The following is a 12,776-nucleotide window of genomic DNA, read 5'->3' as shown; positions in this document are numbered from 1 at the left end:
TTAAACAGCCTTTATCCCTTTTATCCCTTTTATCCCTGTTCGATTTGAATCGGGTCCGGTGGACGGTTGCCAAGCGTAAAGCAGAAGGTGCTCCCCTGCCCCACCCCGCCCGATTCCACCCACAGCCTGCCGCCATGGAATTCCACGATGCGCCGGGCCAGGGCCAAACCGATCCCAGTCCCCTCGCTGCGGGCATCGAGCTTGTTGAACAGCCCGAAGATGGTCTCCTGGTACTGCGGCGCGACCCCCATGCCGTTATCCCGCACCACGAAGATAGTCTCCCCGTCGCCCGCGCGCACCCCGATCTCGATCCTCGGGTTGGCCTGCTCACCGCGGTACTTGATGGCGTTCTCAACCAGGTTCTGCACCACCTCGCCGATGCGGGGGTGGTCGCCCCAAACCTTGGGCAGGCCAGGCTGCAGCACCACTTCTACCCCGGCCAGCTCGATCGGACCGGACAACTGTGCCAGCACGTCCTGGACCAGCTGATCCATATCGATCACCGAGGGGGCGTTCACGATCCTGCCGATGCGGGAGAGTTCCAGCAGGTCGTTCAACAGCGAGGCCATCTTGTCGGCGGCGCCCATGATGCGGCGCACATCGCCATCCAGGCGCTGCACGTTGCCGCTTTCCAGATCCTTGAGCACGGCGCCGGCGAATCCCTTTATGGTGATGAGAGGGCTCTTGAGGTCGTGGGACACCGTGTAGGTGAATCGTTCCAGCTCCGCGTTCTTCGCCTCCAGTTCGGCCTCGCGCTCCTTGCGTTCCCGGATCTCGTTCTCGAGGAGCAGGGCCTGGTCCCGGAGCGACTGGCTGGCGAGTTTGCGGTCCGTGATGTCGCGGTTGCTGGCCCTGATGCCGTTTTTGACGCCGCTTCTCGTATAGACCAGACGACAGACGTGGGCAATCCAGCGCACCTCGCCGTCTTTCCTGATGATCCTGAAATCGATGGGCTTCGCGTCGCCGCCGAAAGACTCTTTGACGTGCTCATGGTAGTGCGCGACGTCGTCGGGATGGATGATCCGCAGCAGGAGATCGGGATCGGCGTAGAACTCTTCCCTGGAGTAGCCGGAGAGATCTTCGCAGGACGGGGATACATAGCGAAAGGAATGATCCTCAGCCTGCCAGTACTCCCACCCCTCGGTGTAGTCGGCTACGGTCCGGTAGCGCTCCTCGCTCTCTTCGAGCACCTGGGCACTGCGCGTCAGCACCCGCCCGCCCCACCCGATGAACCCGACGCCAAGAACCCAAATCAAGCCATGGCTCACCGCGGTCCCGGCGATGACCCCGCTCAACGCGGAGCCTGCGTCCAGCGGCACCGAGGCGCTGATCCCGCCCCGGACGTCACCGACATGGTATCCCTGCGACGCGTGGCACTTGAGGCAGCCTGCCTCGGTGGTGAACGGCCGCATGAGCCTCATGTAAGGCCGACCGTTGAGGATCTGCACCTCGCTGACCTCTTTCACCCCCTGCTCGAATTTGCGCAGGGCCGCCGCCTCCCACGGATCAGGCGCGTTTTCAGGTCGGATCGGCTTGAGGCTGGTGATGTGCCCACGCACCAGGTCCTGGTGGCTGTCCGCCATATCGAAGACCTGCCGGGTCATGTAGGCGGGGTTCACCAGGGTCAGCGCTCTTCCCGACGGGGTCTGCACGTCGCGCTCGGGTATGTGGGCGAGGTTGGGATTGGGAGGACATTTTTCGGAAACGGCGACATAGACGCCGCCGTGCCTGGTGGCCCAGCGCCGGTAGAGGGCGTCCTTCTCGTAGGTCGCCCGGGCCTCCGCCCGCGCGATCTCGACAACGCTTTCCTGCTCCTGACGATAGAACCAGAGAAACGAGGCGAGGACGCCGCCAGTCCAGAGCAGCATGAGGAACAGGGCGAAACGGCGGATCTTGTGCATCTGGGTAACCATCCCGGCGGCAGCCTCCTTGTCTGTGCTTCCGGCTACGGCCGGTCCAGCATCTCCCGCACCTTTTTGAGGAGCACCAGAGGCTTGACCGGCTTCATCACCAGTTCGGCCCCCTCATCCAGATCGCTCCTGCTGCGGATTATGTCGGCCGTGTAGCCGCTGGTGAAAAGGATCCTGGCGTTGGGGCGGATCTCCCTGATGTTCTCCGCTGCCTCCTTGCCGTTCATGACCGGCATGATGATATCCATCAGGACCAGTTCTATCTGCGGATGTTCCTTGAATCTTTGTACCGCCTCGAGGCCGTTGACGGCATGGATGATGTTGTAGCCGTACTTCTTGAGGATCGAGGAAACCAGGTCGAGGACATGCAGATCGTCTTCGGCGACCAGTATGGTTTCGGTCCCCTCCACGTCAGGCTCGGGTATCGGCAGACTCTGTTCCGGTTCGGCGGAGGCGATGGCGGGAAGGTAGATCCGGAAGGTACTGCCGATGCCGGGCTCGCTGTAGACGTTCACGTACCCCTTGTGCTGGGTGATGATGCCGTAGACGATGGCGAGCCCCAGCCCGGTCCCCTTCCCCACCACCTTGGTGGTGAAGAACGGGTCGAAGATCTTCTTCCTGGTCGCCTCGTCCATCCCTTGGCCGGTGTCCGAGATGGTGAGCAGGGCGTACTGGCCGGGGGTGCCGAAACCGTGGGCGTGCACGAAGGCGGCGTCGATGTCGTGGCGCTCGGTCTCCACGAAGAGACGCCCCCCCTTGGGCATGGCATCGCGCGCGTTGGCGGCGAGATTCATCAGCACCTGCTCGATCTGCCCGCTGTCCACCACCGCCCAGAGCGCGCCGTCCGCGAGCGTGGTGGTGAGGGCGATGTCTTCGCCGATGATCCGCTGCAGGAACTTCTCGACCCCTCTGACGATGTCGTTCAGGTTGGCGGGGGCCGCCTTTACCTCACCCTTGCGGCTGAAGGCGAGCAGGCTGCGGGTCAGGTTCGCCGCACGATCCGCCGCGGCGGAGATCTGCATCACCTTGTCGCGGGCGGGGTTTTCGGCGGGGAGATCAAGCTTGAGGAGCTCGCAGTACCCCCCGATGACGGTGAGTATGTTGTTGAAGTCGTGCGCGACCCCTCCGGCCAGCACCCCTACCGCCTCGAGCTTCTGCGAGTGGCGCAGCTGTTCTTCGAGCTTCAGGCGCTCGGTGATGTCGAGGGCTATGGCCAAAAGCCGCTCGCTGCCGTCCACAGTGATCCGTTCGCAGTAGTACTCCCCTTTGAGGGCGCGGCCATCCTTGGCGTGCAGGGTGACCACGATCCCGGCGACGTGCCCCTCCTCGACGAGCTGGTCGATCAGCGTCTTGCGCTCGAGCGGGCTGATCCACCCAAGTGAGGTGGAAGAGCGTCCCAGCACCTCGTCGCGGCAGTAGCCCGAGAGCTCCACGAACTTTCGGTTCACATCGAGAAAGATTCCCTCCTCGATGTCGGTGATCACCATGATGAGGGGCGCGCTGTCGAAAGCCTTGTGGAATTTCTCCTCGCTAAGACGCAGGGTTTCCTGCGCCAGCTGTCGTTCGGCGATCTCCTTTTTTAGCAGCAGCGCCTGTTCCTGAAGCGCCTCCTGGGCCATCTGGCGCTCGACCACCTCGTGCTCGAGACGGCTGCTTTGCAGCTTGAGCGCTTCCTCGGCCCGCCGGTGCTCCAGGATGTGATCCCATTCCCTAAGGGCACGCTCGACGATGCGCGGCATGGCGTCGAACACCTCCGGCATCTTCACCACGTAGTCGATGGCGCCGGATTTCATCGCCTCGACCGCCACCTGCTCGCTGCCGTGGGAGGTCATCATGACCACCGGCGCTATGTCGGCGGAGTGCGCCACGAGGTCCCCTCCCTTGCCGTCGGGAAGGAGGTAATCGGTGATCACGATGTCGTAATCGCGGCTGCGGATGCGCTCCACCGCCTCCTTGACCGTGGCGGCGACGGTCAGCTCATACTGGCCGGACAGGTCGCTGAATCCCCGCCGGATCAACTCGGCATGGGCATCATCATCTTCGACAACCAGGATTTTTTTAACGGGAGAGAAGGAGGTCATACTTTCAACTCCTGCGTCTATGTGTAAGACAAGCTCTCATGGCAGTTCAGTGAGTCACAGCCCATGCACTGCACAGTTGCAGAGGCCCGGACCAAACATTTGATCGGAAAAAATTCTACAATAATTTTCCCATTAGTCTGCTAATCGACAGCGTTAATAAAATTAAATTCAATCAATATTTCATCCTGGTTTGCCTGGCAACGATCCCATGACAGCACGCACCGCCCCGAATGAGGACTAAAAACCACAATACTAGGTACACACGCAGTTATGACCTGCTTAATGAATCTGACGAGAAGTCAGGGAAAGGTAGAGCAACAAAAAGGGCGCACGGAAAATCCGGGCGCCCTTTATCGCAAGCAGAAAAAGGGGACTGGCTCCGCCAGGTGCCTGTCCCCTTGGTGTTTCAAAGGAGGGGACTGGCTACGTCGAGCGCCTGTCCCTTCTGCTCTCAGTCCAGGCCGCGCTCAGCCATCTCGATGGCCTTGACCACAGCCTTGGCCTTGTTGACCGTCTCCACGTACTCGGCGGCGGGATCGGAATCGGCGACGATGCCGGCACCGGCCTGCAGGTGCACTTTACCGTCCTTGATGACCAGGGTCCTGATGGCGATGGCCATGTCCATGTTCCCCGAGAAGGAGAAGTAACCGACGGCGCCGCCGTAGACTTCGCGACGCACACCTTCCAGCTCGTCGATGATCTCCATGGCCCTCACCTTGGGGGCCCCAGAAAGGGTACCCGCCGGGAAGGTGGCGCGCACGACGTCGAAGGCGTCGTGTCCGGGCGCCAGTTCCCCCTGCACGTTGGAGACGATGTGCATCACGTGCGAGTAGCGCTCGATCACCATCAACTCGGAGACCTTGACGCTGCCGATCTTGCACACGCGCCCCAGGTCGTTGCGCCCGAGGTCCACCAGCATGACGTGCTCGGCACACTCCTTGGGATCGGCCAGCAGGTCCTGGGCCAGTTCCTCGTCGGCGGCCAACGTCGCCCCGCGGGGGCGGGTGCCGGCGATGGGGCGCAGTTCCACCAGTTCGCCTTCCTTGCGCACCATGACCTCGGGGGACGCGCCCACCACCATGGTCTCGTCCAGGCGCAGGAAGAACATGTACGGGGACGGGTTCAGGGTCCGCAGTACGCGGTAGATGTCGAAGGGATCGACGGTGAGATCGCCGGAGAAACGCTGGGAGAGCACCACCTGGATGATATCACCGCTTCTGACGTACTCCTTGGCGCGGGTCACCCAGGACTCGAACTCCTCGCGCTTCACGTTGGAGGTGAGCTCCACCCTCCCCTGCGCCGCCTTCTTCTGCGTCGCGGGCAGCGGCTTCTTCAGGCGCTCGATCAATCCCTCGATCTTGCCCACCGCCTCGGCGTAGGCGGCCTCGGGGGTGCTGCTGCCGTCCAGGTGCGCGTTGGAAACGACCTTGATCTTCTGGCTCAGGCTGTCGAAGATCACCATGGTGTCGGTGATGATGAAGTAGGCGTCGTAGGTATTGATCATACTCGGGTTCTGATCCGGCAGCGTCTCGAAGTGACGCACGGCGTCGTAGCCCAGGTAACCGACCGCACCGCCGAAGAACCTCGGGATCCCGGCAACCTCGACCGGCTGGTAGCGCGACATGTAATCCCGAACGTAGTTCAAGGGATCGGATACCTCCATGCGGCGCACCTCGCCCCCCTCGACGATCTCGACCCAGTTGTCCTTGCCGCGGATCACCACCGCCGGGGAGGAGCCGAGGAAGGTGTAGCGTCCCCACTTCTCGCCACCCTCGATACTCTCCAACAGGAATCCGAAGCGGCCGTCGTCGATCTTCTTGAAGGCCCCCACGGGGGTATCGAGATCGGCCAGGATCTCACGGTACACCGGGATCAGGTTGCCTTGTGCGGACAGGGTCTGGAACGTCGCGAAATCGGGGCAGTACATGAGGCTCCTTTTTGGGCTTGCGAGGTGTTCGGTAGGGCTATCCCCTTGCAGGGAAACGAGTTTTGGCCCGACCTTAGTAACATAACGATGAAAAGGTGTCAAGGAAGGGGGAGTCTGGTAGAATCTTGTGCTAATGAAAACACCCAAGACACTGGTCATATTAAGAGAGCACTACTTCGCCTTCGCATTGAAGGTGGTGGACCTCATCGTCCGCTTCAAGCGCGCCACCGAGAAGATGTTCCTCTCCTGGGAAAAGTGGGTGAAGCCGGAGGGGGACATCGCCTTGGAAAAGCTGATCTCCCGTTTTCCGCGTTACCTCAATCCCCCTTCGGGCAGCGTGCGCTGCGGCCCGGGGTGGTATCCGCTGGTCTGGGACCTCTGCACCGCCATCGAGGCGATGGAGCACCTCGCCATGCCCAGGATCGGTCACTTCAAGGCGGAGGAGAGGCTGGGCGGGCTTTTCGTGAGGATCGAATCCAACTCCTTCATCGTGAAGGAGCTGGCCAGGGACACCGAGCACAAGGCCGCCGCCGTCTGCTCGGAATGCGGGGCGCCCGGGTCGCTGCAGCTGGGGCACGGTTTTGCCAAAACACTCTGCCCCGCCCACGCCAAGAAGCGGAAGCCGCAGAAGGCGAAAGCGGTGCCCATCGCTCCGGAGCTCGCCGCAGAACAACCGATGCTGCTGTTTCTGGACACCGAGTTCACCGATTTCGATTACCCGCAACTGATCAGCATCGCGCTGGTCTCCGAGAGTGGTGAGAACTTCTACGCCGAGCTCGCCGACGGCTGGAGTCCCGAAGGGTGCTCGCCGTTTGTGACCGCGAACGTCCTGCCGCAGCTGACCGGCGGCGACTTTTTCCAGGAGCGGAACTACGCCAGGCGCAGACTGGCCGCATGGCTCAGCTCCTTCGCGGTTCCGGTACGGGTGGTGTGCGATGCGCCAGGATTCGACTGGGTGCTCATGGTCGACCTGCTGCACGACGACTTTCCGAAGAACCTCTATCCCGGCCCGATCCACTACTACAGTGAGAGTTTTCCCGTGCTGTTCGAACTGTTGCAGAAAGCCCACGCCGAGGCCTACAACGAGTTCCCCCCCCACCACGCCCTGCACGACGCCGAGGCCCTGCGCGAGGCCTGGGAGGTCATGAAGGAGCACCTGCACCCCGCCATACTGAAGCAGTACTTGAGGCTGTAGCCCCCCTCCAATGGCCATAAACACACGGCCTGTAGGGGCGAATAATCATTCGCCCCAGTTTTCTTGGACATTCCCCCTTGAAATCCTGCCAACCAGTGATTATGTTCCGTCGGTCAGCAACTCAAGCCCAAAAGGAGACCACCCAGACATGGCCAAAACCGTCAAGAAGTTCGAGACCGAGGTCCAGCAGCTTTTGGACCTGGTGATCCACTCCCTCTACTCCAACAAGGAAATCTTCCTCAGGGAGCTCATCTCCAACGCGTCTGACGCCATTGACAAGATAAAGTTCGAATCCCACTCCAACATGGAACTGCTGGAAGGGAACGCCGACTGGAAGATCAAGCTGCACGCCGACAAGGACGCCGGCACCCTCACCATCACCGACAACGGCATCGGCATGAGCATGGACGAGGTGGCCGACAACATCGGCACCATCGCCAAGTCCGGCACCAAGAACTTCGTCGCCGCCCTCAAGGAACAGAACCTCGCCGAAAACCCGGAGCTGATCGGCCAGTTCGGCGTCGGCTTCTACGCCTCCTTCATGGTGGCCGACAAGGTGGTCCTCACCACCCGCAGGGCGGGCGAGAAGCAGTACGGCTGCCGCTGGGAGTCCACCGGCGACGGCTCCTACTCCATCGAGGAGTGCGAAAAGGAGACCCGCGGCACCGAGATCGTGCTGCACCTGAAAGACGAGATGAAGGAGTTCCTGGACGAGTGGAAGATCCGCTCCATCATCAAGAAGTACTCCGACTACGTGCAGTACCCGGTCGTCATGGACATCACCCGCAGCGAGCCGGTGAAGGACGCGGAGGGCAAGGTCATCGAGGGTGGCGGTACCATCGACACGACCACCGAGGAAACCCTCAACTCCATGAAGGCGATCTGGACCCGTCCCAAGAGCGAGATCACCGAGGAGGAGTACGAGGAGTTCTACAAGCACATCTCCCACGACTACGACAAGCCCCTCTCCACCATCCACTACTCCGCCGAGGGTGTCAGCGAGTTCAAGGCCATCGTCTACGTCCCGTCGCATAAACCGTACGACCTGTTCCTGCGCGACCACAAAAAGGGCGTGCACCTCTACGTGAAGCGGGTCTACATCACCGACAACTGCGAGGCGCTGCTGCCGGACTACCTGCGCTTCATCAAGGGTGTCGTGGACTCCTCCGACCTGCCGCTCAACGTTTCCCGCGAGATCCTGCAGGAGGACGTGCAGATCAAGCGCATCCAGAAGTCGCTGGTGGGCAAGGTGCTCTCCACCCTGGCGGAAATGAAGGAGAAAAATGCCGACGACTACCTGAAGTTCTACGGCGAGTTCGGCCCGGTACTTAAGGAAGGTATCCACTTCGACTACGCCAACAAGGAGAAGCTGCAGGACCTGCTCCTCTACGAGAGCTCCAAGACCGAGAAAGGGAAGTTCGTCTCGCTCAAGGAGTACGTGGAGCGCATGCCCGAGGGGCAGAAGGAGATCTACTTCATCACCGGCATGTCCCGCGAGTCGGTTGAAAATTCCCCGTACATGGAGGCGCTGCGCAAGAAGGACTACGAGGTCCTCTACATGACCGACCCGGTCGACGAGTGGGTGGTGCAGGCTGTGCACGAGTACCAGGAGAAGCACCTGAAGGCGATCGACAGGGGCGACCTGGAGCTCGACACCGAGGAGGAAAAGAAGGAGAAGGAAGCCAAGAAGGAGGAGGCCAAGAAGGAATTCGGCGGCGTCATGGAGTACATCCAGGAGACTCTCAAGGACCGCGTCAAGGAAGTCCGCCTCTCCTCGCGCCTGACCGAGAGCGCCTGCTGCCTGGTCGCAGACGAGACGGGGCTCAACGCCAACATGGAGAAGATCCTGAAGGCGATGAACCAGGAAGTCCCGGAAGGAAAACGCATCCTGGAGCTCAACCCGGAGCATCAGATCATGCAGGTCATGACCGCCATGTTCGAGAAGGACAAGACCAACCCGAAGCTAGCCGACTACAGCGAGCTCCTCTTCGACCAGGCCCTCCTGACCGAAGGTTCCCCGATCAAGGACCCGCTGCGCTTCACCAGGCTGGTCAGCGAACTGATGGTGGCCGGCGGAAAATAGAGGCACCTTCACACATGAAAAAAAGCCGGGAGGATACGCGACCTCCCGGCTTTTTTGTGTGTAGCCTCACAAAATCAACACTTTTCCTGCTGCTCATTAGTTTTTGTAATTTACACCACTAATATTTTAATCTATATTCCTACACCAAGATGGGCTATCCATCATGGTAACGCATGCAATGCTGTTGAATGTAAAGGAGGAATCAGATGACGAATAGACTCTTCGCCTTAGTGGCGGCTTTACTGCTCGTTGTGGCTTCTTCGAACGTCGTTCTCGCCCAGGATCTCGATACCCGCTACGGCAAAATCTCCATCGTCGCGTTTGACCGCCAGGGCAACCCTATTCTGGACGACGGCGCCAAGGCGGACTACAAGAAGATCCAGTACCTCTTGAACGACAAAGTCATCCAGGAAGAGGTGGACGAGACCGTGGGCAAACCGATCCCGGAACTGGTCCGGGTATTCCAGCAGAGCAAGTCCGACGCCGTGCTGGTGCTGGCCGACACGGGCGAAACCTCCGGGACCGGCGCCATTCGCTTCATCGACGTGACCGCAGCCGGGGCGAAACTCTCCAACCTTTTCGCCGACTGCAAGGGCGAGCCCCGCTACTCCCGCAAAGGGGACGTGATCCGGGTCGTCTTCAAGGAAGCTAAGCCGCTCAAGGTGGCGACCTACAGCAACGGCTACATCAGGTAAAACTGCCGCACAAGAATTAACGAGAGGGGCGTCCGCAAGGGCGCCCCTCTTCTGTTTTTATCCAAGCCCGACTGGTCCTGATCATTGCAGCTTCGCTGTACCCTTCGTGAAACGACTTGCCCCCTCTTGCGTGCTGACTTCGCTCCTCTGCGTGCTTACATTGCTCCTTTGTAGGCTGACAACGTACCTTTGCATGCTGACATCGCACCTTTGCGAGCATGCATCGCACCTTTGCGAGCACGCATCGCACCTTTGCAAGCGTGCAAAGCACCATTGCAAGCGTGCAAAGCACCATTGTAAGCGTGCAAAGCACCATTGTAAGCGTGCAGAGACGAAAACGTGCACGAAACAGGAGAAATAGTAGACCAACGAACCGCACTTGGCACGCATCTTGACCCAAAGCAGCTCGTTTTGAGCCAAAACAAGCGTAAAAACACCGTTGCAAGCGTGCAAAGCATTTTTGTAAGCGCGCAAAGCACCTTTGTAAGCATGCAAAGCACCAAAAGCAGCTGACAAAGCCGCTAAGTACTGGAAACACCGACAGATCAGTCCTCTGCTCCCAGCACTTGGGCAAGCTTCCTGCTCATCTCGGCCACCTTGTACGGCTTCTGGATGAATCCGGCTAATCCGGTCCCCGCCAACTTCAGGCTCACCTCCTGCTCATTGTAGCCGCTGGACATGATCACCTTGACGTCGGGTTTCAGCGCGCGCAGTACCTTGAAAGCCTGCTCGCCGTCCAGGACGGGCATGGTCAAATCGAGCAGCACGCAGACGATCTCGTCCATGTCGGCCTTGAAGACCTCGACCGCCTCGCGCCCGTCGCAGGCGAGCTTCACGCTGAACCCCAAGGCCTGGAGCATATCGCTTCCCAGCGCCCGGATGCTTTCCTCGTCGTCGGCGAGCAGCACGGTGCCGCTGCCATGCCAAAGCGGCTGCTGCGCCTGGGGCTCGGGATGGTCAACGCCTCCCGCGACGCAGGGGAGCAGGAGACGGAAACTGCTCCCCTTCCCTTTTTCGCTGTAGACCTTGATTGCCCCCTTGTGAGAGCGGACGATGCCGAGCACGGCGGCCATACCCAGCCCGCGTCCGGTGAACTTGGTGGTGAAGAAGGGGTCGAAAATCTTCGGTATCACCTCGCGGTCGATGCCGCACCCCGTGTCGGACACCTCCAGCACCACGTAGCATCCTTCCGGGAGCCGGTCGTCGATCCAGGATTCCGAGAGGTAAGCACGGTCGCAGTCGATGCGCCTGGTGCTGATGGAAATGAGCCCCGTCCCCTCCCCCATCGCCTCGGAGGCGTTGATGACCAGGTTGAGGATCACCTGGCGCAGTTGCGTGGCATCGCCGCTGATGGCGGGTAGTTCCGACGCGAAATCGTAACGCAGCAGCGCCTTCTTGGAGGCGGATACCTCGAGCATCGGTGCCATGTCCTGTACCACCCGGTTCAGGTCCAGCTTCTCGATGACGAAGTGGCCCTTGCCGGAATAGGCGAGCATCTGGCGCGCCAGGTCGGCGGCGCGGCTGGCCGCCTGCTCAATCTGGACCAGGTTTTCGCAGGCGGGAGAATCGGGTGGAACCCTGAGCAGCGCCAGGTCCGCGTTCCCCAGCACCACCATGAGGATGTTGTTGAAGTCGTGGGCGATGCCGCCCGCCAAGACGCCGAGGCTTTCCAGCTTCTGCACGTGGAGCATCTGGGCCTCAATAAGGCGCTTCTCCTGCTCCAGGCGCTTGCGCTCGGTCATGTCCACCACGATGAACATCAGGTGATGCTTCCCTTCCACGTCGAACCGCGACAGGAAACATTCAGATTCCAAGGTTGCACCAAACGTCGAGGCACCGGACACCTCGATGCTCCTGGTTTGCCCGTCGGTCAGCACCTGCTCTGCGAGCCGACGCACCCCCATTGTCTCCCAAGAGGGGATCTCGCGGAAGTTTTGCGCTAGCATCTGCTCTCTGCTGGCGCCAACCATGGCGGCCGCGGCCTCGTTGGCCTTGACGCAGACGCCGGTCTCGCCATCGTAGACCAGGATGCCGGTAGGCGACGACGCCAGCAGCGATTCCAGCATCGCGAGCGCACGGTCGCGCGCCTCCTCGATACCCTTGCGCTCGGTGATGTTGTCGTACACCCCGAGGACGCCGACCACCGAGCCGTTGTCGTCGCACAGCGGGACCTTGGTGGTGTCGACCCAGTAACGGATGCCGTTCACCTGCTGCTGCTGCTCGATGATGTGATACTTTGGCGTGTTGCTATCCATGACGCTGCGGTCGTCGGCCCGATAGGCGTCGCTCTCCTCGCGCAACCAGGGGAGATCGTAATCACTCTTGCCACGGATCCCATCGGGGCTCTCCAGTCCGGCTGCCCTGGCGAAGACGATGTTGCACCCCTCGTAGAGGCTGTTTTTATCCTTCCAGAATACGAACTGCGGGATGGTGTCGATGATCTGCGCCAGCATGTTGCGTCCCTGCCGCAACTCCTCCTCGACACGCTCCCGCACCGCGAGCTCCTGTTTAAGCTGCTCATTGGCCCGGTGCAGCGCCTCGGTCCGCTCGATGACTCTCAGTTCGAGCTCTTCCTTGGCCCTGCGCAGCTCTTCCTCGACCTGGGCATGTTTGCGGGCCTTGATCAGCGCGGCCCGGCCCAGAGCCAGGGACAGTACGGCGAATATGGCGACCGCTACGGCCAGAAGCAGCCAATCTCCTTGCCAGTGAGTTCCCACCGGCACCAACGCGGCTGCAAAACCAAGCTGTAGCCGCTTGTTTGGCGGTGGTTCCATCGATTTGCTTTGGTTAGGCATCGGCTCTCCTACTGCCTGTGGACGGCGACCAGGTGCGAGGTAACATCACCACGGGGCAGCATGTCGTGGATGGACGGGACGAACTCATTC

Annotated in this window: 7 protein-coding genes; 3 read left to right on the top strand and 4 right to left on the bottom strand. The window is 60.8% G+C overall.

Features of this window, described 5'->3' with window-relative positions:
* Positions 1 to 29: 29 nt before the first annotated feature.
* The 3 genes from KP004_RS08675 to trpE all read right to left on the bottom strand — a co-directional run bounded on the left by KP004_RS08675 (position 30) and on the right by trpE (position 5,918).
* Positions 30 to 1,913 (bottom strand): ATP-binding protein, encoded by a 1,884-nt coding sequence (locus KP004_RS08675; protein WP_216801932.1) that lies wholly within the window; start codon positions 1,911 to 1,913, stop codon positions 30 to 32.
* Between the two features lie 32 nt (positions 1,914 to 1,945).
* On the bottom strand, positions 1,946 to 3,991 hold the full coding sequence (locus KP004_RS08670) for a response regulator (protein WP_216801931.1): 2,046 nt from the start codon (positions 3,989 to 3,991) through the stop codon (positions 1,946 to 1,948).
* A gap of 451 nt (positions 3,992 to 4,442) precedes the next feature.
* Complete coding sequence (gene trpE / locus KP004_RS08665; RefSeq protein WP_216801930.1) at positions 4,443 to 5,918, bottom strand: anthranilate synthase component I; 1,476 nt, start codon at positions 5,916 to 5,918, stop codon at positions 4,443 to 4,445.
* Positions 5,919 to 6,051: 133 nt separating this feature from the next.
* Between trpE and KP004_RS08660 the strand changes: the two genes are divergently transcribed.
* The 3 genes from KP004_RS08660 to KP004_RS08650 all read left to right on the top strand — a co-directional run bounded on the left by KP004_RS08660 (position 6,052) and on the right by KP004_RS08650 (position 9,891).
* Positions 6,052 to 7,113 carry a 3'-5' exonuclease family protein gene (locus KP004_RS08660; protein ID WP_216801929.1) on the top strand — a complete coding sequence of 354 codons (1,062 nt, stop codon included), beginning with the start codon at positions 6,052 to 6,054 and terminating at the stop codon, positions 7,111 to 7,113.
* 148 nt (positions 7,114 to 7,261) lie between these two features.
* Positions 7,262 to 9,196 carry a molecular chaperone HtpG gene (htpG, locus tag KP004_RS08655; protein ID WP_216801928.1) on the top strand — a complete coding sequence of 645 codons (1,935 nt, stop codon included), beginning with the start codon at positions 7,262 to 7,264 and terminating at the stop codon, positions 9,194 to 9,196.
* A 206-nt stretch (positions 9,197 to 9,402) separates the two neighbouring features.
* Positions 9,403 to 9,891: a hypothetical protein gene (locus KP004_RS08650; RefSeq protein WP_216801927.1), complete on the top strand. Its 489-nt coding sequence runs from the start codon at positions 9,403 to 9,405 to the stop codon at positions 9,889 to 9,891.
* A 545-nt stretch (positions 9,892 to 10,436) separates the two neighbouring features.
* Here the strand turns inward: KP004_RS08650 and KP004_RS08645 are convergent.
* On the bottom strand, positions 10,437 to 12,665 hold the full coding sequence (locus KP004_RS08645) for a PAS domain-containing protein (RefSeq protein ID WP_239026996.1): 2,229 nt from the start codon (positions 12,663 to 12,665) through the stop codon (positions 10,437 to 10,439).
* Positions 12,666 to 12,776 lie beyond the last annotated feature (111 nt).

The organism is Geomonas oryzisoli (genome assembly GCF_018986915.1).
In the GTDB taxonomy this organism is placed as follows: Bacteria; Desulfobacterota; Desulfuromonadia; order Geobacterales; family Geobacteraceae; genus Geomonas; species Geomonas oryzisoli.
This window is presented reverse-complemented; position numbering and strand designations above follow the sequence as displayed.